This is a genomic window from Vasconcelosia minhoensis LEGE 07310, assembly GCF_015207255.1.
In the GTDB taxonomy this organism is placed as follows: domain Bacteria; phylum Cyanobacteriota; class Cyanobacteriia; order Phormidesmidales; family Phormidesmidaceae; genus Vasconcelosia; species Vasconcelosia minhoensis.
The window spans coordinates 18,251-40,032 of sequence record NZ_JADEXG010000022.1; the positions used below are offsets into that span (position 1 = coordinate 18,251).

Below are 21,782 nucleotides of genomic sequence, written 5' to 3' on the forward strand. Positions count from 1 at the left end.
CAGAGGGCCATTGGTACTTGATTTGTTTGCCAATTCCTAACTGTACCCGATCACCCCCTTACTCCCTCAAGAACCCACACCAGCCATCTCCGCCGTCTCCACCGTTTCTGCCTCAGGACTATCCGCCTCAGACGGAGGAACCACCTGCCAGAACTTAGGCAGATACTCAGCCCAGCGGTCTAAAATCTCAGCCGCTTTCTGACTGCCGGTGCGCTCTGCGTGGGCAGAAATCAGCCGCTTCAGCTGCTGTTCGCCCGCCTCACTGGTCACCCGCTGTACCTTGACGATTTCTGGATTCACCCGAGTCGGGAAATCACCCGCTTCGTCCAGGAAGTAAGCCAGGCCGCCAGTCATGCCCGCGCCCACATTGCGACCCACGCCGCCTAAGACCGCGACTACGCCGCCGGTCATGTACTCGCAGCAGTGGTCGCCCGCGCCCTCAATCACGGCCTGGCCCTTCGAGTTACGGACGGCAAAGCGCTCGCCTGCGATTCCCAACGCGTAAAGCGTGCCGCCGGTAGCGCCGTAGAGGCAGGTATTGCCCAGGATGACGTTTTCTGACGGATTGTAGGTCACCTCGGCTGGCGGCTTGATGATAATCTCGCCGCCGTGCATCCCCTTGCCCACATAGTCATTGGCTTCGCCTACCAGGGTCAGGGTCATCCCCGGCAGGTTAAAGGCGCCAAAGCTCTGGCCCGCAGCGCCGGTAAAGGTCAGGTCGAGCTGACCTTCAAAGCCGCCGTTGCCGTACTTTTTCGCGATCGCGCCCGCTACCCGAGCCCCCACCGTCCGGTCGGTGTTGACCACCGGATAGGTCTGAGCGACACTGCCCTGCTGCGCGATCGCCTGGGCGACTTCGGCATTTGCCAGAATCTCGTCGTCGAGTACCGGACCGTTGTTATGGACGGTTTCATGCTCCAGCCAGGCGCGATCGTCCTGGGAATTCGGCAGGTCAATTAGGCAAGAGAGATTCAGCGACTGGGTTTTAGTCAGGTTCAGGTCGGTTCGCGGCTTCAGCAGGTCGGCCCGGCCAATGATTTCGCTGAGCGAACGGTAGCCCAGCTTGGCCAGCAGCGAACGGGTTTCTTGCGCCACAAAGGAAAAGAAATTCACCACATGCTCCGGTATCCCGGTAAAGCGCTGGCGCAGCTCTTCCTTCTGAGTCGCCACCCCCACCGGGCAGTTGTTGGTATGGCAAATGCGGGCCATGATGCAGCCTTCGGCGATCATTGAAATTGAGCCGAAGCCGTATTCTTCGCCGCCCATGAGTGCGCCCATGATCACATCCCAGCCGGTCTTAAGGCCGCCATCGACCCGCAGCCGGACGCGATCGCGCAGCTGATTCTGCATCAGCACTCGATGGACTTCGCTCAGCCCCAGCTCCCAGGGCACCCCGGCATGCTTGATCGAGCTCAGCGGCGAAGCGCCGGTGCCGCCGTCGTGACCCGCAATCAGGATGACGTCAGCATTACTTTTAGCCACCCCAGCGGCCACCGTGCCAATCCCAATCTCAGCCACCAGCTTCACCGAAACGCCTGCGTTGGGGTTGATCTGATGCAGGTCAAAAATCAGCTGGGCCAGGTCTTCGATCGAATAGATGTCGTGGTGGGGCGGTGGCGAAATTAACGTCACCCCAGCTTTTGACCGCCGCAGTCCAGCGATATATTCGCTCACCTTTTTACCCGGCAGCTGGCCACCCTCTCCGGGCTTAGCGCCCTGAGCCATTTTGATCTCAATCTGCTTGGCATTCATCAGGTACTCGGGCGTGACGCCAAAGCGACCCGAAGCCACCTGCTTGATCGCCGAAGAGGCGGTGTCGCCGTTGCGCAGTCCCTTCAGGTGGGGCAGCGTCGGCGAATGGCCCTCGGCATCCACGTCGTCGAGCACCTTAAAGCGCACAGAATCTTCGCCGCCTTCGCCCGAATTGGACTTGCCGCCAATCCGGTTCATCGCGATCGCGAGCGTCTCATGGGCTTCCCGTGACAGCGACCCCAGGGACATGCCGCCCGTGCAGAACCGCTCCATAATGGCCTCGACCGGCTCGACTTCGGCCAGGTCGATGGACTCGCGATCGCTGTCAAACTCCAGCAGATCCCTCAGCGCCGACAGGGGCCGATTGTGCAGCTGCTCCATGTAGACCGCATAGTGGTCGTACTGGCGCGTTTCGACTGCCTTGTGCAGCAGCTTGGTCATGGCCGGGTTATTCATGTGGTACTCACCCGACGGTCTGGACTGGACGAAGCCCATATTCTCTAACCGCTTGCGGGTGAGTTCGGGGAAGGCCTTCTGGTGGAAAGACATGGTTTCATGGGCAAGTTCTTCAATCCCCAGACCGCCCAGCCGGGAAACGGTACCCCGGAAGGCAAGTTCCAGCAAATCGAGGCCAATCCCGATCGCCTCAAAAATCTGCGCCCCCTGATAGCTCGACAGTAGCGAGATGCCCATCTTCGAGAGAATCTTCAACAGCCCCATCTCCACCGCTTTACGGTAGTTAGCCTGAGCCCCGTTCAGGGTCGAGACCGGCAGCTTGCCCATCTCCATTTGCTTTTGGGTCTTGCTATCAGCCCACCAATGTCGCACGCTCTCAAAGGCCAGGTAAGGACAGATGGCGCTAGCGCCATAGCCCAGCAGGCAGGCAAAGTGATGGGTGCTCCAGCACTGGGCCGTATCGACCACCAGGGAGGCTTTCATCCGCAGCTCCTGGCGGATCAGGTGATGGTGAACTGCGCCGACGGCTACCAGGGGCGGAATATAGGTGTACTCTGCGGCAAGCAGAGCCGGATCGCCGTTATCGTCCAGCCGGTCACTGAGAATGAGAATTTCGCTACCGGCGGCGACGGCGGCGGCGGCGCGATCGCACAGGGCCTGAATCGCTTCGGTCAGACCCGCCGGTCCGCCCTGCACCTGATACAAAGTAGAGAGATTGCTAACCTCAAACGCCGATTCGCGAATCATCGCCAGCTCTGGTTCATTGACCACCGGCGACTCTAGCTTCAGCAGCCGAGCCTGTTCGGGCGTTGCCTCTAGCAGATTACCTCGCGGGCCGAGCTGGGTGGTCAGCGACATCACCAGCCGCTCCCGCAGCGGATCAATCGGCGGGTTGGTAACCTGAGCAAACCGCTGTTTGAAATAGTCGTAGAGCTGGTGAGGCTTTTCCGAGAGAATCGCCAGCGGCGTATCGTTCCCCATACAGAAGGTGGGCTCTTTGGCCTGGGCCGCCATGTCCTGAATAATCATGTCCAGGTCTTCGGCAGTGTAGCCAAAGGCCGTTTGCTGGGTCATCAGCGCCTGAGATTCTAGATAGGCGTCCTCGCCGAATAGCTGCGGCGAAATCTCCTGTCGGTGCTGTAGCCATTCGCCGTAGGGCTCAGCGGCCGCGATGCGCTGCTTGATTTCCCAATTTTTGAGAATTTCCTGGGTCTTAAAATCAATGGCGATCATCTGACCGGGGCCAAGTCGGCCTTTCTCAATCACCTTCTCAACCGGCATATCGACCACGCCCGCTTCCGACGAGACAATCAGGTAGCCGTCTGAGGTGATGACATAGCGAGCCGGGCGCAGACCGTTGCGGTCTAACGTCGCCCCGACCTGCTTGCCGTCGCTAAACACAATCAGGGCTGGGCCATCCCAGGGCTCCTGAACGCCGCTGTAATATTCGTAAAAATCAGTAATCTCAGGATGGTCGGCCAGGTCGGGCTGGTTTTGATAGGCCTCTGGCACCATCATCATCAGCGACTCTAGCGGGCTGCGACCAGAGCGCACCAGCAGCTCCATCGCCCCGTCTAAGTTAGCGGAGTCGCTATCCTCCGCATCGACCACCGGCTTCAGTAGGGAAAGCTGCTCGCCCCAAAGCGGATGGGCCAGATCGGCCTGCCGCGCCATCATCCAGTTGATATTGCCGATCAGCGTATTGATTTCGCCGTTGTGGCCCAGCAGTCGCATCGGATGGGCCAGCGGCCATTTAGGCATAGTGTTGGTGCTAAAGCGGCGATGGTAGACGGCAAAGGGGCTCTCATAGGCCGGATTTTGCAAATCTTGGTAAAACTGACCCAGGACCTCCGAGCGCACCATGCCTTTATAGACAATCGTTTGGCTAGAGAAAGAGCAGACGTAGAGCTCCTGTAGGGCACCAATCACCTCTGGAGAAAGGGCTTTGCTGCCGCTCAGCTTGCGAATTGCCTGCTCAAACTGTCGCCGAATCAGATAGAGCTGCCGTTCTAAATCGTCCCCACTCAGATTAGGGGATTGCACCAGTACCTGTTCAATCTGGGGCTGAAACTGCCGAGCCTGGGGACCTAACGTCTCGGGCTTAACGGGCACGGCTCGCCAGCCTAGAAAGGTAAATCCCGCCACCTGTACCGCCTTTTCCATCTCCTGCCGGGCTACATTAGTTGCCGCTTCGGCCTGGGGTAGGAAGACCATTCCGACGCCGGTCTGCTCGGGCTCTAAAGGCTCTAAGCCAGCTTCGTCCGCCCAGTCTTGCATTAGCTGCCAGGGTATCGCCGTCATCACACCGGCCCCGTCGCCTGAATCCTGGTCGGCACAGCAGCCGCCCCGGTGCTCCATGCAGCCCAGTGCGGTCAGGGCATCCGCAACCAGATTATGGCTGACCCGGCCGCGCTGGTCGGCAATAAAGCCAACGCCGCAGGCGTCACGTTCTTCGACCAGCCATCGCGGGCCAGATAATAGGCTATGGTTGACCGGAGGAGTTTGGTTAAATGTCATGCGCGGTTACCCTGGAAGATGATTTGAAGATGTAAAACGACTCTGAAGTCAGCCCAGATAAACCTCATAGGCTCAGTCTTGAATAGGCAATTTTTTTGGAGAGCGGAAAACCTGAGCGGCTCGGCTGCAGCAGCTCAGAAACTTTACGGACGTCAAGCCCTTAATGGAATTTTAGAGACGATTGGCCTAAATAAGCAACCATGCGCCTTCAAGCCTCCCGACTGAACTCGGGGTAGACCGGCGCTTCCGAAACGCTCAGGTCGCCCTGAAGATTCCAAAAGTGCCAATTTGCAAGCTATCCCAAGCTGTGCGATCGCGTTTCCGGTGGACTGATATCTTAAAATCTCGATTTCCCATCAGTCAAGCTGCAGCCCTAGACTGTCTAGTTTTCCTGACAACTGCGGTCTCCCTTTGACAGTCCTTGGCAGCTCCTGGCAAGGTGAACAATTTTGACAAGATCGCCCAAACTGGGGTGGCCTTGGGGCAATCTTAGAACGACGTCGCCTCTGTTGCGGTTTAACTCAATTTTATGAAAGCGTTTTCTCGCTCGGTAGGTTTCACGGATGGGCAGTCGCGATCGCGGGCCCCTCACCCGTCGCTTCAGCGAATTTTGCTGCGCTTCAGCCGCATTAGCCTGCTCGCTGCCGTGACCTGGGTGCTGCCCGGCGGGGCGCTATCGCCAGCTGAGCTGGTGGCATCTAAGTCGGGCTTGGTCGATCTGGAGTCGCTGACCCAGCAGCAGACGGCGGCTCAGGCCGACCAAACCCAGGCCCAGCTCAGCCCAGGCGTCCCCCAGGGGGCCAGTCAGGGCGGGACTCAAATCAGCTTCAACGGCCGTACTCTCTCGGGCAGATGGCAGCGGCAGGACGATCGGATTAGCCTCACCAGCGCTGCCGCCAGCCTGCTGGGGGCCGAACTCACCAGCAGCTCAGACCCGGCCCGCCAGCCGCTGGACTGGTTCCCCCGGCCCGAGACGGCGCGGCTGGCGCTGCCGGTGCGGTGGCAGGCTAACGAGCGCTACCTCGACATCACCGACTGGGCTCAGAGCTACGGCTGGCAGCTTCAGACTCGCGGCAACCAGCTGCAAATCACCCAGCCGCCCGGTCAGGTCGGAGCCATTCGGCAGGGGCGGCAGCCCTGGGGCGATCGGATTGTGATCGACTTGAGCCAGCCAGCCGCCTGGCAGGTGGATGCGGTAGACGGCTACACCGTCACTCTCGATGCCCTCACTCCGGCCCAGACGATTGCTGCCTTTAAGCCCAGCCTCGGCAACCTGCTCACGGGTCTAAAAGTTTCCAGCCAGAATGGCCGGACGGTGATCAACCTAAAGACCAGCGACACCGCCCAGCCCCGAATCTGGACGCTGGGCAACCCCAACCGGCTGGTCATCGATATTCGTCAGGACGCGATGGTAGAGCGCGATATTGCCTGGGCTCCCGGCGTTCGCTGGCGGCAGCAGTACGTCACGGTGGGCGGCAGCCGCTTTCCGGTCTATCTGCTGGTGGTCGATCCGCGCGAGTCGAGGCTAGACCTGCGCCCGATCTGGTCTAACCCCGGCACGGCGGTGGGGATCGCGCCAATTATCACGACGGCCCAGCGCTATCAGGCCGCCGCCGCCGTCAATGCCGGATTTTTTAACCGCAACAACCAGCTTCCCCTGGGGGCGCTGCGAGAGAACGGTCGCTGGATCTCTGGACCGATTTTAGGTCGGGGAGCTATGGCCTGGAATCCGGACGGCGACCTGGTGATGGATCGGCTCCGGCTTTCCGAGGTCGTCACCACCGAGTCCGGCCAGACTTTTCCAGTCCTGACGGTTAACAGCGGCTATGTGCAGGCGGGGATTGCCCGCTTCACGTCAGATTGGGGAGCTAGCTATACCCCGATAACCGACGGTGAGGTCGTCATAACCGTCCGTGACCAGCGAGTGGCCGATCAGCGGACATTGGGCTCAGCCGGGAGCGGCAGTATCCCGATCCCTCCGAATGGCTATCTGCTGGTGCTGCGCAATTTCTCTACGGCGGCGGCGAGTTTACGTCCAGGTTCAGGCGTCGCGATCGCGAGCCAAAGCCTGCCGACATCGTTCGACCAGTATGCCAACGTGGTCGGGGGTGGGCCGCTGCTGATCCGCGATCGCCGGGTCGTCCTCGATCCGCAGCTTGAGGGCTTTAGCAGTAACTTCATTCAGGGCATGGCTCCGCGCACTGCTATTGGTAAAACCGCTGACGGCACCTGGCTGATTGTCGCGATGCAGGGTCGGATTGGGGGGCGCGGCCCGACCCTGGCCGAGACGGCGCAGATCATGCAGCAGCTGGGCAGCGTCGATGCGCTTAATCTGGACGGCGGTAGTTCCTCCAGCCTCTATCTAGGTGGGCAGCTGCTGAACCGCTCTCCGCGGACGGCAGCGCGGGTACACAACGGGATTGGGCTATTTTTGACCGAGTAGGGCCGACAGCTTTACGCAGGGATCATGCGAATAAAGAAATCGTATAAATTACCGGTTTTTGTCGCCCTGGAACTGTTGAGGACTAGAACGGTCTTGCTAATATGAACTGGCACATCGGGCCAACGCAAAGCCACTGGCATCTGTAACGCAGCAGATTCGAATAACCTAAATCGATCTGTAAGGAGTATTGAGGAATTTATGGTTCAAGCTAAAGAACGCACCCAATCCGCGCCGCCGGACGTTTCTCAGGATGTCCCTAAGGAAAAAGGCTTTGAAGGCGTCGCCGCGACTGAGCTCAGACCCTGGGGCTCCTTTACCGTGCTCGAAGAGGGTAAAGGCTACAAAATTAAGCGCATCGAGGTGAAGCCAGGGCATCGGCTGAGCCTGCAGATGCACCACCACCGCAGCGAGCATTGGATTGTCGTCTCAGGAACGGCTAAGGTCTCCTGTGGCGAGCAGGAAATCATGCTCTGCTCCAATCAGTCCACCTATGTTCCAGCCTGCACCAGCCACCGCCTGGAAAATTCGGGCGTGATTCCGCTGGTGCTAATTGAGGTGCAGAATGGCGAATACCTGGGTGAAGATGACATCATCCGCTTTCAGGACGACTACGCTCGCCATCAGCACTAGCACCCGGCTCTGCCGAACTACCAAGTTCTAGCGTTCAGTCTATCAGCACAATCCTGCGGGGGCATAGAGCCTATGCCCCCGCTTTTGCTATCCTGAAAACCGGGCTCACGGCTCAGTCCCCCATTCTCTGCTCAATCGCAATCTGCATGATTCAGCTCACAGCGGCCGCTATTCAGGAAATTAACCGGCTGCGCGATCGCCAGAACCTGACTGCCGCTAATTTTCGTCTGGACATTCGGCCCAGCGGCTGCGCCCAGTGGGCCTACCAGCTGTCTTTTGAGTCAGTAGATTTAAATGCGGGATCAGAGACCAATTCAACGACTGGGTCAGACGACATCTATGATTTTGGCAACGTTCGGGTTGTGGTCAGCCAGACGAACCGGGCCTATTTAGAAAACTTAAAGATCGACTTTTCTGAAGACCTGATGGGCGGTGCCTTTCGCTTTGACAATCCGCAGGCTACAGAGAGCTGTCGCTGCGGCTATGCGTTCGCGATCGCGCCTGCTGACCCCGCCGCCGAGCCGCCCTATCGGCAGTCCGAACCTGCCCCGCCAATCTAAAGCCAAGCTAAAATTGACAAGCTAAAAATATAATTGCTAGTATCAGAGCTTGTGACGATACCGTAATAACCAGCACCATCCACATTCTATGCCCACGATTCAACAGCTAATCCGCGACGAGCGGTCAAAAGCGACTAAAAAAACCAAATCGCCAGCGCTCAAGAGCTGTCCGCAGCGGCGGGGGGTCTGTACCCGGGTCTATACCACCACGCCTAAAAAGCCCAACTCGGCGCTGCGTAAGGTGGCGCGGGTCAGGCTGACCTCAGGCTTTGAAGTCACGGCCTACATCCCTGGAATTGGGCATAACCTGCAAGAGCATTCCGTCGTCATGATTCGCGGGGGACGGGTGAAGGACCTGCCGGGCGTTCGCTATCACATCATTCGCGGCACGCTCGATACCTCCGGCGTCAAAGACCGCCGTCAGGGCCGGTCCAAGTATGGGGCCAAGCGGCCTAAAGCCGCGGCGACCTAATTCAGCCCAAAGCGCTGCCAAATGATTGACGCTCGGCTTCTGGACAGCCGCGATCGCCCTTTTTCCTAATTCTTCAACCTATTCACAAACCCCAAGGTCTAAAAATAAGCTATGTCTCGTCGTACTACGGCCCAAAAGCGCACGGTTCCGCCCGACCCGGTTTATAACAGCCGCCTAGTCAGCATGATGGCCCGGCGGATTATGCAAAGTGGGAAAAAATCGTTGGCTCATCGTTTGATTTACGATGCGTTCAAGATTATTGAGCAAAGAGCGGGTAGCGATCCGCTAGAGGTCTTTGAGCAAGCAGTGCGCAATACCACCCCGATGGTCGAAGTCAAGGCCAGGCGAGTTGGGGGAGCGACCTATCAGGTGCCAATGGAAGTCCGTACGGAGCGTGGAACGGCGCTGTCGCTACGGTGGATATCACAGTTTTCACGTCAGCGGGCCGGGCGAACCATGGCGATGAAGCTTGCCAACGAACTGATGGATGCAGCGAACGAAACCGGAGGAGCCGTACGCCGACGCGAGGAAACTCACCGAATGGCTGAGGCGAATAAGGCATTTGCTCACTATCGTTACTAGGCTGTTGATGCGCTGTGTCGGGAGGGATTACCACTGCCCTGCCAGTGGGATAGCTCAGTTGACTTCCTCGTCATTTGGTCCAGCCAGATAAGGCCCGATACAGACTTAACAGATTACAGAGCGGCGTGAGTCCAAGCAAACTTCCTGGTTCTGCTTGTTGGTCACGTCCCCGAAAGTATAGAATTCTTAACAGGACCATGGGTACAATAGTGACCTATGGCAGCAAACAAGGAGGCAGCTGTGGCACGGAAAACCCCGCTAGAAAAAGTTAGAAATATTGGAATTGCGGCGCATATTGACGCTGGCAAGACGACGACGACGGAGCGAATTTTATTTTACTCTGGCGTTGTCCACAAGATCGGTGAAGTGCACGAAGGTAATGCGGTCACCGACTGGATGGATCAAGAGCGCGAGCGGGGAATTACCATCACGGCTGCGGCGATCAGTACCTCCTGGCTCGATCACCAGATCAACATCATCGACACCCCCGGTCACGTCGATTTCACCATCGAAGTAGAGCGTTCCATGCGGGTGCTCGACGGTGTGATTGCGGTCTTCTGCTCGGTTGGCGGCGTCCAGCCCCAGTCTGAGACCGTCTGGCGGCAGGCCGATCGCTACAAGGTGCCGCGGCTGGCCTTTGTCAATAAGATGGACCGGACCGGTGCAAACTTCTTCAAGGTCTACAGTCAGCTGCGCGATCGCCTGCGTGCTAACGCCGTTCCAATCCAAATCCCGATTGGGGCAGAGGACAACTTTCGGGGGGTAGTAGATCTGGTCAATATGAAGGCCTTCATCTACACCAATGACCTCGGTACTGACATTCAGGAAACTGAGATCCCGGCCGATATTTTGGAACAGGCCAATGAGTATCGTACGGTTTTAGTCGAGGCCGTTGCCGAGCGCGACGATGCCCTGATGGAGAAATACCTGGAAGGCGAAGGGCTGACCAATGAAGAAATTATGGCCGGCGTTCGTAAGAGCACAATCGCAGGCAAAATGGTCCCCGTCCTGTGTGGCTCTGCCTTTAAGAACAAGGGTGTCCAGCGGCTGCTCGATGCCGTCGTAGACTATCTGCCCTCACCGCCTGAAGTTCCTGCGATTCAAGGAACGCTTCCCAACGGTGAGACCGATACCCGGCCCGCGAGCGACGAAGCCCCGCTGTCAGCGCTGGCCTTTAAGATTATGGCCGATCCTTACGGCCGCCTGACTTTCATTCGCGTCTATTCTGGCGTTCTGCAAAAAGGTAGCTATGTCTACAACGCGACAAAGGATAAGAAAGAGCGGATTTCTCGCCTGATTATTCTGAAGGCAGACGATCGGATTGAAGTGGATGAAATGCGGGCTGGCGATCTGGGCGCGGCGCTGGGACTAAAGGATACCTTTACGGGCGATACAATCTGCGATCCCGATGAGCCAATTGTGCTGGAATCTCTCTTTATCCCTGAACCGGTGATTTCAGTGGCGGTCGAGCCCAAGACCAAGCAGGATATGGAGAAGCTGTCGAAAGCCCTCCAGTCTCTGTCTGAGGAAGACCCGACCTTCCGCGTCATCTCTGACCCCGAGACAAATCAAACCGTGATCGCTGGGATGGGCGAACTGCACCTCGACATTCTGGTGGATCGGATGCTGCGCGAGTTCAAGGTTGAGGCCAACATCGGCGCGCCGCAGGTAGCCTATCGGGAAACGATTCGTAAGCCGTCCGATGCCGAAGGCAAGTTCATCCGTCAGAGTGGGGGTAAAGGTCAATACGGTCACGTGGTGATCCAGCTTGAGCCCGGTGAGCCCGGCACTGGTTTTGAGTTTGTCTCCAAAATTGTCGGTGGCTCGGTGCCCAAAGAGTTCATTTCGCCTGCTGAGCAGGGCATGAAAGAAGCTTGTGAATCTGGTATCCTAGCCGGATATCCCCTGATTGACGTCAAGGTCACCTTGGTAGACGGGTCCTACCACGACGTTGATTCTTCCGAAATGGCATTTAAGATCGCCGGTTCCATGGCCGTTCGCAATGCCGTCTTAAAGGCTTCTCCGGTTCTTCTAGAGCCGACGATGAAGGTCGAAGTAGAGGCTCCAGAAGAGTTTCTCGGAGACGTCATGGGGGACCTTAACTCTCGTCGTGGACAGATCGAGGGAATGGGCTCCGAAGAAGGTCTGGCTAAGGTCACTGCAAATGTGCCTTTGGCAGAGATGTTTGGTTACGCCACCGACATTCGCTCTAAAACTCAGGGAAGAGGCATCTTCTCTATGGAGTTCAGCCAGTATGATGAGGTTCCTCGGAATGTGGCTGAAGCAGTCATTGCAAAAAATAAAGGGAACGCATAGGTAGTTTAGGAACAAAATCCATGGCACGCGCAAAGTTCGAAAGAAGCAAACCCCACGTCAACATCGGCACCATCGGTCACGTTGACCACGGTAAGACGACCCTGACGGCAGCGATTACCATGACGCTAGCCGCTTCTGGGGGCGCCAAAGCCCGTAAGTACGACGAGATCGACGCGGCCCCTGAGGAAAAAGCTCGGGGCATCACGATCAATACGGCCCACGTGGAGTACGAGACGGAAAATCGTCACTATGCCCATGTGGACTGTCCCGGCCACGCTGACTACGTGAAAAACATGATCACGGGTGCAGCGCAGATGGACGGAGCCATTCTGGTTGTATCAGCCGCTGATGGCCCCATGCCTCAGACTCGGGAGCACATTCTGCTGGCGAAACAGGTCGGCGTTCCCAACATCGTGGTCTTTTTGAATAAGCAGGACCAAGTAGACGATGAAGAGCTGCTAGAGCTGGTCGAGCTAGAGGTTCGCGAGCTGCTGAGCTCCTACGACTTTCCAGGGGATGATATCCCCATCGTGGCGGGTTCGGCCCTGAAGGCGGTAGAAGTGCTGCTGGCGAATCCGGCGACGGCGAAGGGTGACGATGAGTGGGTCGATAAGATCTACACCCTGATGGACGAGGTTGACGCCTACATTCCGACCCCTGAGCGCGATATCGACAAGCCTTTCCTGATGGCGGTTGAGGACGTTTTCTCAATCACCGGTCGCGGCACTGTGGCCACCGGTCGGATTGAGCGGGGTAAGGTCAAGGTAGGTGAGACGGTTGAGCTGGTGGGGATCAAAGATACCCGCAGCACTACCGTCACCGGCGTAGAAATGTTCCAGAAGACGCTGGACGAAGGCATGGCCGGAGATAACGTTGGCGTGCTGCTGCGGGGTGTGCAAAAAGAAGATATTGAGCGTGGTATGGTGCTGGCCAAGCCCGGCAGCATTACCCCCCACACCAAGTTCGAAGCTGAGGTCTACGTTCTGAATAAAGAAGAAGGCGGTCGTCATACGCCGTTCTTCCCGGGCTACAAGCCTCAGTTCTATGTCCGTACCACCGACGTCACCGGCAGCATTGAGAGCTTTACCGCTGACGACGGCAGCACCGCCGAGATGGTGATGCCCGGCGACCGGATTAAGATGAACGTGGCGCTGATCAACCCGATTGCGATTGAGCAGGGCATGCGCTTTGCCATTCGCGAAGGCGGCCGAACCGTGGGTGCGGGCGTCGTGGCTAAAATCACCAAGTAGGTTTTGCCTACTGCTTAACGGGGAAGCCAGACTTGCTGGCTTCCCCGATTTTTCGCTTTGATTTTCACTCTGAACCTCGATAACTGAAGAAGGACTTTCTCCGATGGCTACGATTCAACAGCAAAAAATTCGGATTCGGCTCAAGGCGTTTGACCGTCGCCTGCTTGATACCTCCTGCGAAAAGATTGTCGATACGGCCAATCGGACTAACGCCACCGCGATCGGCCCAATTCCACTGCCGACCAAGCGTAGGATCTACTGTGTACTGAGATCGCCCCACGTCGATAAAGACTCCCGTGAGCATTTTGAAACCCGTACCCATCGCCGAATCATTGATATTTACCAGCCCTCATCGAAAACGATTGACGCGCTGATGAAGCTTGACCTGCCGGCCGGCGTTGACATCGAAGTGAAGCTATAGGCAATCGCGATTCTTAGGGACAGCGCGGCTGTACCAGTGTCTCTGGGCTAAAATGAGAGAAATCAACTGCCCTTTCCGGTTTTCAAACAGTCCGCTCTAAGCAGCCCTTCCTTGCTCATCCCAAAGCCGACATAATGAATTCTTCCTCCGTCGCTGTTCGAGAACTTCCGCTTTTTCCACTGCCTGAACTCGTCCTTTTTCCTGGCAGGCCTCTACCGCTTCACGTTTTCGAATATCGATATCGGATCCTGGTGAATACGATCCTCCAAAGCGATCGCCGCTTTGGCGTACTCATGGTTGATCCTCAAACTAAAGAAATTGCGAAAGTCGGCTGCTGCGCCGAAATTGTTCACTACCAGCGTTTGCCAGACGATCGACTAAAGGTGCTGACGATGGGCCAGCAGCGCTTTCGCGTTTTAGACTATGTGCGAGAAAAGCCCTACCGAGTCGGTCTGGTCGAGTGGATAGAGGACGGTACTGACAATCAGGATCTGGTTCCTCTAGCAACGGAGGTGAATCAGCTGCTGCGGGACGTCGTTCGCCTATCTGCCAAGCTGACTCAGCAGGAGATTGACTTTCCTGAAGATATTCCAGATCTACCGCTGGAACTGTCTTACTGGGTTGCCAGCACGCTCTACGGTGTCGCTGATGAGCAGCAGATGCTGCTTGAAATGCAAGATACGAACGGACGGCTGCAGCGTGAAGCCGAAATTTTGACCTCTACCCGTAATAATCTAGCCGCTCGCACTGCGCTCAAAGATATTTTGGAGTAGAGGTCTGAGCCAGCACCTCTTCCATCGGCAGCAGCGTATAGCTGCCAAACAGCTTTAGCGTTTCTGTGCAGCCGCCCATGGCGTCTAAAGCAGCCCTGGTGTGTGGGCTATCTAGGCCCGCTTCAATATCGATAAAAAATAAATAGTCCCCTAGCGATCGCTTAGTCGGTCGGGACTCGATTCGACTCATATTAATCTTTGCCAGAGCCAGATGCTGGAGCGGTTTCAGCAAGGCTCCGGCATCGTTTGTGGGCAGGCTAAAGGCCAGAGAAGTATAGTCTCCCGATTGGGAAGACTCTCGACTGAGCACCCAAAACCGGGTGCAGTTATCGCTGTGGTCATTGATCGGATGGGCCAGCACAGGTAGGCCATAGATCTGAGCAGCCCAGGCAGACGAAATTGCGCCCACCGTAGGGTCGGCATCGAGGTGTTGCAGCGCTTCAGTCGTAGAATTTGTCGCGATCAGGGTGACCTCGGGCAAATGGGTTTCCAGCCACTTCTGACATTGGGTCAAGGCCTGGGGATGAGAATAAACCGTAGATACCACCTGTAGTCGATCGGCCTGGGATAGAAAAGCATGCTCAATTGGCAGCGTCAGGGCTCGCTGAATCTGAAGCATATCCAGTTCCCACAGCATATCCAAGGTCGTCGTAACGCCGCCGCCGATGGAATTTTCGACTGGAACTACGCAGATATCGACCTCAGCCTGGGCGACTGCCCGCAGTACCTGGGCAATGCTAGGATAGGCTTGACGGGCGGTGTCGGTCTGATGGTGCTGTTGCAGCCAGCGAGCATAGGTCGAGGCGGCAAACTCTGAGTAAGTTCCCTGCGGTCCGAGATAGGCAATTGAAAGGTTCATGCCGTCATCTTCCCACTTTTGACTGAAAAATAGTTTAAAGCGCTACGTTGTTCTGCTGAGCAGACCGAGTTTACAAGCCTTCCCAACGATAGGGTCAGCTCTCAGCATAAAAATGATATTATTAGGAATCAGTAATAAGACTGACTTATCAAAGTTTTTAGTTTCTAACCCGTACTTCCAATGGTTTGCTTTCAAGCGTCCCAGTCTGTATCTATTGCAGTGCCGCCTCAGTCAGTACCGATTCAGCAATACCTGAAACAGTCGGACCGACTGATGCTGGCGCTGATCGATCCTGAGCAGCTTGAGACGCTAGAGCCGGGCCTGTTTCGGTTTAGAATGCAGCCGATAAAGTTTGTCACGCTGATGCTGCGTCCGGTTTCTGACATTGAGATCTGGTCTGAGCAGAATACGGTTTATGTGCACTCAACCGCCTGTCGGCTGGAAGGTCAGCCAGCCATTAGCGACAAGTTCTCGCTCAACCTCCAGGGCCATCTTTCGTCCCAGGACGGTCGCCGGGGCACTCAGCTCTGTGGTCAGGCCAATCTGAAAGTAGACGTTGATCTGCCTACAGCTCTGCGGTTTATGCCAAAGTCTGTCCTTAAAGCGACCGGCAACGGCATTCTCAACGGTATTCTAGCGACGATGAAGCAGCGCCTGATGCGGCGACTGGTTGCAGACTATCGAGACTGGGCGGCAAAACAGCCCGCCCTTTCAGCTAAAGTCTCATAGCAATTCTTTCACTCCCTTCCTCTAGCTTAAACTCCGTCTGCCTATAGCGGCAGCTCCAGCTGACAGCTCCGAAACGATTTACGATGCTGCCGACTAGGACCCAGCCGGGCCAGGCCAGCTAGGTGCTTGGCGCTGCCATAACCCTTATTAGAAGCCAGATCATAGCCTGGATAGCGCTGCTCTAAACGTACGATCAGGGTATCCCGCCAGACCTTGGCCAAGATGCTGGCAGCTGCGATCGCAAGGCTGCGGCTGTCCCCTTTAACCACCGTCTGCTGAGCCAGGCCCAGCTGGGGAATGGGCTGATTACCGTCGATTAGGCAGAGGTTAAGGGGAGGAGATAGTCGGCTGATAGCTCGTTTCATCGCCAGCAGCGAGGCCTGAAGAATATTGATCCGATCAATGGCTGCGGCTGAAACGTAGCCAATCTGCCAGTCCAGAGCTACCGAGCGAATTTGAGTCGATAGCAGCTGACGCCGCTGAGGCGTGAGCTGCTTGCTGTCAGTCACACCAGCCTGGAACAGCGACTCAGCCGCGACGGGTGGCAGCAGCACCGCCGCTGCCACCACCGGACCAAAGAGGGCCCCCCGACCGACTTCGTCCACACCAGCTACCTCAGCCGTGACTGGGTACTGACAAAATCGCGATCGCACAGGCGGATCCGTTACTCCGATTCAGACGCCGTCGAGCGTCGCCGGCGCCGCCGCCTCACGGGAGCAGCGGACTCTTCCGCCTCAGCTTTAGCTTCACTCTCGGGCAAATCAGCCTGGGGGGCTACTTTATCGGTCGAAGCAGAAGTCTCACTACGAGAAACTGATGAGTCAGCGTCTGCCAAATCAGTACCCAATGACTCCGCTGCCGCAGCCTGACTCGTTGCGCTATCTAACTTAGCCACCTCACCCGGTAGGACTACAGACACCACAGCCTGCTTGGGATTTTTAACCGATTGCTCGCTGAGCACTAGGGGAGAAATACCCATAGCAGCATAGATCCGCTGCTCTTCAGGGGACATCTCAACGGCAATCATTTCAGCTGGCTCTTCGGACTTGCGCCGGCCATTGCGAGAGCGCTTGCTACGAGAGGTCTGGCTATCGGTCTCGGTCGCCTGCTGACCGTTACTGTCCGGGGCTGCGACTTCCTTTTTAGGGTCTTTGGGGTCCTGCTTGGGCGTAGGTTCCGGGACTGAACGCGTCGTGCGGCTCGGTAAACTGTCGGGCTCGCGCCGTCGCCGCCGCCGATTGCTGTTGCGACCGCCGCCGCTCTTCTCACGGTAGTCGGGATGATGGAGTAAATCGAGCTCCTGCAGGTCGGTTTGGGCCTCGATTGCCTCCACGGTCTCTTCCCGGGCTGGCCGGCTAGAGAAGCTGGCCGTCGGTGAAACGTAGCTCGGCATCCGCGATGCGACCGCAGAGCGCTCGGCGACCGCTGGCTCTTCACTGCCCGGCAAATGTACCAGGTGCCCCTGTCCGCCACAGGTCGGACAGGTACGGCCAAACAGCTCGTAGATATTTTGCCCCTGGCGCTTTCGGGTCAGCTCGACTAGGCCTAGCTCAGAGAGCTGAGAAATCTGGGGTCGGGACTTGTCCGCGCGAATCGCTTTGCTGAACTGCTCTAGTACCTGGAGCTGATCGCGGCGGGCGTCCATATCGATAAAGTCGATAATGATCACCCCGGCGATATTTCGCAGACGCAGCTGCCGCGCAATTTCGGTTGCGGCTTCGCAATTGGTCCAGAGGACGGTCTCCCGGGCTGTCGCCGAGCGAGTGAAAGAGCCTGAGTTGACGTCAACTACGGTTAGCGCTTCGGTTTGCTCAATAATAATGTAGCCACCAGAAGGCAAATCAACCCGAGGCTTCAGCGCTTCACGGATCGCTGCATTGACCCGGAAGAATTCTAGGATGTGCGTCTTTTCTCGGTGATAGTCAATCAGGATGCCGGAAGGAATTTTTCCCCCGCTCCAATTTGATAAATGCTGCTTGACCCGCTGGAGCCCTGACGGAGAATCCGTTACGATTCGGTTCACATCAGCATTGTAGACGTCTCGTAGAACCCGCTGGATAAAGTCGTCGTCGCGGTTGAGCAGGGCCGGCGGACGGGTGGACATCGCCTCCTGCTGCACCATCTCCCAGCGTCGCTGCAGCGCTTCCAGATCTTCGATGATGGCATCTTCGGGCACCTGCTCTGCCTCCGTGCGGACCAGCAGCCCCATCCCCGGCGGCTTGATCAGAATACCCAGGGCCCTGAGCCGATGGCGCTCGGCGTCACTCTGAATCCGGCGCGAGAGATTGACGCCTCTGCCATAGGGCATTAACACCAGATATCGACCTGGCAAAGTGACCTTGCCGGTGAGCCGAGGACCCTTATTGCCGGTGGGTTCCTTCATCACCTGCACCAGCACTTTCTGCTGTGGCGCGAGGAGCTCCGTAATCGGCGCAGTCATGCGCTTGAGCTTCAGCGGTCCGAGATCGGAAACATGGATAAAGCCGTTGCGCTCGCTATCGCCGAGATTGACAAAGGCAGCATCAATACCCGATAGAACGTTTTCGACAGTGCCAAGGTAGATATCGCCGACCTGGTGGCTACCGGTCGCAACGATGAGTTCCTGGATCTGATCTTCTGAAAAAACAGCAGCCAGGCGATGCTGTTCTGCGATGATGATTTGCTTGGGCATTCAATTTCCTCTGAAACCTTACCAGCCTGGAGCTTCACACTTGCCAATAGGGCAGCTCCGCTGGCGGATCATGGATTGGTAAAAGTCTGGGATAAGAAAAGTGAGATGGACGCCCAATGGCCATTGTCTGCAATAGACAAGTGACACATCGAAGGCAGTCTAAGTAAACTGACTCAGCGCTCCCGGGCAGTCGTCAACGGATTTTGTCAGAAAGCCAAGATGACTCGAAAGTACCAAACCTCTCTGGGGCTACAGGAAAGCTCCCGCGCTTTGCCAAGACCTTGTATAGCACAAGAACTCTGACAGAAGCTGCTCCAGAATTAGTACCTCGCCGCTGGACGGGCTCAAAACTGATGGCCCTGGACGTCCTCTTTGCGGCGGCTTCTGCTGAAACGCATTATAGCTCGGCCCGACGCACATATTTACTTTCCTAATCAACTTTTAGCACAAAATTCCCCAGCGGGTGTCTACCCGCTGGGGAATTGATGGGGAATTTTACAGAAGACTCCCAGCGCTTTTTGACTAAGAGGCCGAGACCGCCTGTCTAGCTCGCACCGGGCTGGACTTAGCGGTGCCCTCTACCGGAATGTGCTGAAGCAGGAAAACAACTAGAGGGTAGCTCTTGGGCAGTTCGCGCCGAACAAAGCGCCGCAGTTCTTCCTCCAGGCGAGATCGCAGCCCGTCCCACTTCACAATTGGGCCGCTGCCGTTGCCGTCTTCGGCCACTTCCGACCAGCGATCGCGCAGCCCTTTCTCGACCACCTGCTGCACGCTGCGCTCCCACTGCTCCTGGGCCTTGGTCGTCACCACACCGCGCAGGTTGACAATCGGCTCGCCCAGCAGCTTGCCCTGGTCGCTGACCGTCGCTGAGACCGTGAAGATGCCATCTTCGGCAATCTGCTGCCGCTCTCGCAGCACGTCGCGCTGCACCACGCCAGTCCGTGACGAATCGACCAGCTCCACGCCAGAAGGCACCTGACCGGCGATCCGAATCGCCGCCTCGTTGACTTCAATCACGTCGCCATTATTCACAATCACGATGTTTTCAGCCGGGATGCCCATACTCTGAGCCATTTGGGAATGCTTCACCAGCATCCGGTGCTCACCGTGCACCGGCATGAAGAACTTGGGCCGGGTCAGGGCCAGCATCATCTTCTGGTCTTCCTGGGAGCCGTGACCCGAGACATGGAGTCCCTTATCTTTGCCGTAGACGACATGCGCCCCCTGCTGCATCAGCTTGTCAATGGTGTTGACTACGCCGATGGTATTGCCCGGAATCGGGTGGGCCGAGAAGATGACGGTATCGCCTTCATGAATCTTAATCTGGCGGTGGGAGCGATTGGAAATTCGCGTCAGGGCCGCCATCGGCTCGCCCTGGGAGCCCGTCGTCAGGATCATTGCCTGCTTGTCGGGGCACTGATTGAGCTGATTGAGCGGCTTGAACAGGCTGTCGGGGCATTTGATGTAGCCCAGCTCGCGGGCATGGGCGATCACGTTGAGCATCGACCGGCCCACTACGAATACCGACCGGCCGTGCTTTTGGGCCAGCTCTAAGAGCATATTCACCCGATGCACTGAGGAGGCAAAGGTGGTCACAAACAGCCGACCGGCAGCCTGGCTAAAGGCCTGGTCCAGGTTAGGGAAGACCGTGCGCTCAGAGGGCGTGCTGCCCGGCACTTCGGCGTTGGTCGAGTCGCCAACCAGACAGAGCACGCCGTTCTCGCCATACTCAGCCAGGCGCTGGAAGTCAAAATATTCGCCATCGACCGGCGTATGGTCAATTTTGTAGTCACCGCTGTGGATGACGACACCCGCCGGGGTGCGAATCGCGACGGTAAAGCTGTCGGAAATCGAATGGGTATTGCGGATGTACTCCACTTCAAACGATTTGCCGAACTTGACTTTCTCCCGGGGGCCGACGGTGCGCAGCTCGGTGCGCTTGGCCATACCGGCCTCTTCCAGCTTGCCCTGGAGCAGCGCCATTGCCAGCCGCGGCCCGTAGATCACTGGGATATTGAACTGCCTGAGGTGAAAGGCAATACCGCCGATGTGGTCTTCGTGACCGTGGGTGACGATCATGCCCTTGATTTTGTGCTGATTTTCGCGCAGGTAGGTGACGTCGGGCAGCACGATGTTGACGCCGTGCATGCCGTCCGTGGGAAAGGCCAAACCCGCATCTAGCAGGACGATTTCGTCGTTGATTTCAAAGATGCAGGTATTTTTGCCAATTTCATGCAGTCCGCCGAGCGGAATGATTTTTAGGGTTGCCGAATCGGAATTGCGTTTGTTTCGAGTCATAGAAAATCCTTGAGTAAACAGTGAATGATGAGAATTGTGAACTGAAAATAGATGGGGAGGCAGGCGCGATCGCGCCGACCGGCCTCTGCGTAAGCTTGGGACGGGGCGGGCTGCCTGATTAAGATTTCAGCAGCTCCAGGCTTTCAAGCACCGATTTGAGCTGTTGAAGCACCGCTGCCGAAGCGTCGCCCAGCGGCGAGCGGCAGGTGCCTACGGCCCACCCCTCTAGCCTCAGTGCGGCCTTTAGCGGAATCGGACTGGTCGTCGCAAACAGCGCCTTGAACAGCGGGAAAAGCGCTAGATGCAGCGCCGTTGCCCGCCGCGTCTGGCCCTGCTCAAAGGCCTGAATCATCTGCTGTAGCTGTGGCCCCGCCAAATGGCTGGCAACGCTGACCACGCCAACGCCGCCTACGGCGAGCAGCGGCAGCGTCAGCGAATCATCACCCGAATAGAGGTCAAAGGTCGGCGGCGTCAGCTGCCGAATCTCACTGGCCAGATCAAGGTTCCCATCGGCTTGCTTGAGGGCCACAATATTGGGAATCTCTGCCAGCTTGGCCACCGTTGCTGGCGCGATTGCGCAGCTGGTACGACCAGGGACGTTATACAGCATGATCGGCAGGTCGGGGACGGCTTTTGCGATCGCGCTGAAGTGGTCATAGAGCCCCTCCTGGGGAGGCTTATTATAGTAGGGGACGACCTGCAAAGAGCCGTCTAGCCCCAGCTTTTGGGCTTTCTGGGTAGCGCTGATGGCCTCGCAGGTGCTGTTAGAACCGGTCCCGGCCATCACCCGAGCCCGCCCCGAGACGGCCCCCTGGACGACCTGAAACAGCTGATATTCTTCGTCCCAGGTGAGGGTCGGTGATTCGCCTGTCGTGCCGCAGACGACCAGGGTGTCTGTGCCCTGCTCAACTAGATGAGCCGCCAGCTTCTCAGCAATCGCGTAGTTCACCTCCCCAGTTTCAGAAAAGGGGGTGACCATCGCCGTCAGCACTCGTCCAAACCAGGGCACGTGATTGACTTCTGCGCTGTCTTTAAACGGGTCTTTGGGCATGG

Annotated in this window: 16 protein-coding genes; 10 read left to right on the plus strand and 6 right to left on the minus strand. The window is 57.2% G+C overall.

Features of this window, described 5'->3' with window-relative positions:
• Positions 1 to 66: 66 nt before the first annotated feature.
• A complete protein-coding gene (locus IQ241_RS11035; protein WP_193906983.1) occupies positions 67 to 4,725 on the minus strand; it encodes a glutamate synthase-related protein in 4,659 nt (1,552 codons plus the stop codon).
• A gap of 529 nt (positions 4,726 to 5,254) precedes the next feature.
• Here IQ241_RS11035 and IQ241_RS11040 point away from each other — a divergent pair.
• From IQ241_RS11040 to IQ241_RS11080, 9 genes are all read left to right on the plus strand, one after another.
• On the plus strand, positions 5,255 to 7,168 hold the full coding sequence (locus IQ241_RS11040) for a phosphodiester glycosidase family protein (protein WP_193906984.1): 1,914 nt from the start codon (positions 5,255 to 5,257) through the stop codon (positions 7,166 to 7,168).
• Positions 7,169 to 7,366: 198 nt separating this feature from the next.
• Positions 7,367 to 7,798 carry a phosphomannose isomerase type II C-terminal cupin domain gene (locus IQ241_RS11045; RefSeq protein WP_193906986.1) on the plus strand — a complete coding sequence of 144 codons (432 nt, stop codon included), beginning with the start codon at positions 7,367 to 7,369 and terminating at the stop codon, positions 7,796 to 7,798.
• A gap of 146 nt (positions 7,799 to 7,944) precedes the next feature.
• Positions 7,945 to 8,358, plus strand: coding sequence for a HesB/IscA family protein (locus tag IQ241_RS11050; protein WP_193906988.1), 414 nt, complete (start codon positions 7,945 to 7,947; stop codon positions 8,356 to 8,358).
• Positions 8,359 to 8,446: 88 nt separating this feature from the next.
• Positions 8,447 to 8,830: a 30S ribosomal protein S12 gene (gene rpsL / locus IQ241_RS11055; RefSeq protein ID WP_193906990.1), complete on the plus strand. Its 384-nt coding sequence runs from the start codon at positions 8,447 to 8,449 to the stop codon at positions 8,828 to 8,830.
• A gap of 111 nt (positions 8,831 to 8,941) precedes the next feature.
• Positions 8,942 to 9,412 carry a 30S ribosomal protein S7 gene (gene rpsG, locus IQ241_RS11060; RefSeq protein ID WP_193906998.1) on the plus strand — a complete coding sequence of 157 codons (471 nt, stop codon included), beginning with the start codon at positions 8,942 to 8,944 and terminating at the stop codon, positions 9,410 to 9,412.
• A 240-nt stretch (positions 9,413 to 9,652) separates the two neighbouring features.
• Positions 9,653 to 11,728: an elongation factor G gene (gene fusA / locus IQ241_RS11065; RefSeq protein WP_193907000.1), complete on the plus strand. Its 2,076-nt coding sequence runs from the start codon at positions 9,653 to 9,655 to the stop codon at positions 11,726 to 11,728.
• Between the two features lie 20 nt (positions 11,729 to 11,748).
• On the plus strand, positions 11,749 to 12,978 hold the full coding sequence (tuf, locus tag IQ241_RS11070; RefSeq protein WP_193907002.1) for an elongation factor Tu: 1,230 nt from the start codon (positions 11,749 to 11,751) through the stop codon (positions 12,976 to 12,978).
• Between the two features lie 103 nt (positions 12,979 to 13,081).
• Positions 13,082 to 13,399 carry a 30S ribosomal protein S10 gene (gene rpsJ / locus IQ241_RS11075; RefSeq protein ID WP_018399487.1) on the plus strand — a complete coding sequence of 106 codons (318 nt, stop codon included), beginning with the start codon at positions 13,082 to 13,084 and terminating at the stop codon, positions 13,397 to 13,399.
• A gap of 134 nt (positions 13,400 to 13,533) precedes the next feature.
• Positions 13,534 to 14,172, plus strand: a complete 639-nt coding sequence (locus IQ241_RS11080; protein ID WP_193907004.1) for an LON peptidase substrate-binding domain-containing protein — start codon at positions 13,534 to 13,536, stop codon at positions 14,170 to 14,172.
• Here the strand turns inward: IQ241_RS11080 and pheA are convergent.
• Positions 14,153 to 15,031, minus strand: coding sequence for a prephenate dehydratase (pheA, locus tag IQ241_RS11085; RefSeq protein ID WP_193907006.1), 879 nt, complete (start codon positions 15,029 to 15,031; stop codon positions 14,153 to 14,155). The two genes, IQ241_RS11080 and pheA, sit on opposite strands and share 20 nt — an antisense overlap.
• 219 nt (positions 15,032 to 15,250) lie before the next feature.
• On the opposite strand from pheA, the gene IQ241_RS11090 reads away from it, so the two are divergent.
• Positions 15,251 to 15,760 carry a DUF1997 domain-containing protein gene (locus IQ241_RS11090; protein ID WP_322743630.1) on the plus strand — a complete coding sequence of 170 codons (510 nt, stop codon included), beginning with the start codon at positions 15,251 to 15,253 and terminating at the stop codon, positions 15,758 to 15,760.
• 41 nt (positions 15,761 to 15,801) lie between these two features.
• On the opposite strand, the gene IQ241_RS11095 is transcribed toward IQ241_RS11090, so the two are convergent.
• The 4 genes from IQ241_RS11095 to dapA all read right to left on the minus strand — a co-directional run bounded on the left by IQ241_RS11095 (position 15,802) and on the right by dapA (position 21,780).
• Positions 15,802 to 16,413, minus strand: a complete 612-nt coding sequence (locus tag IQ241_RS11095) for a ribonuclease HII (RefSeq protein ID WP_322743631.1) — start codon at positions 16,411 to 16,413, stop codon at positions 15,802 to 15,804.
• Between the two features lie 11 nt (positions 16,414 to 16,424).
• Positions 16,425 to 18,431: an Rne/Rng family ribonuclease gene (locus IQ241_RS11100; protein WP_193907015.1), complete on the minus strand. Its 2,007-nt coding sequence runs from the start codon at positions 18,429 to 18,431 to the stop codon at positions 16,425 to 16,427.
• A gap of 522 nt (positions 18,432 to 18,953) precedes the next feature.
• Positions 18,954 to 20,729: a ribonuclease J gene (locus tag IQ241_RS11105; RefSeq protein WP_193907017.1), complete on the minus strand. Its 1,776-nt coding sequence runs from the start codon at positions 20,727 to 20,729 to the stop codon at positions 18,954 to 18,956.
• Positions 20,730 to 20,847: 118 nt separating this feature from the next.
• Entirely contained in the window at positions 20,848 to 21,780 is a 933-nt protein-coding gene (dapA, locus tag IQ241_RS11110) for a 4-hydroxy-tetrahydrodipicolinate synthase (RefSeq protein WP_228021596.1), read from the minus strand.
• Positions 21,781 to 21,782 lie beyond the last annotated feature (2 nt).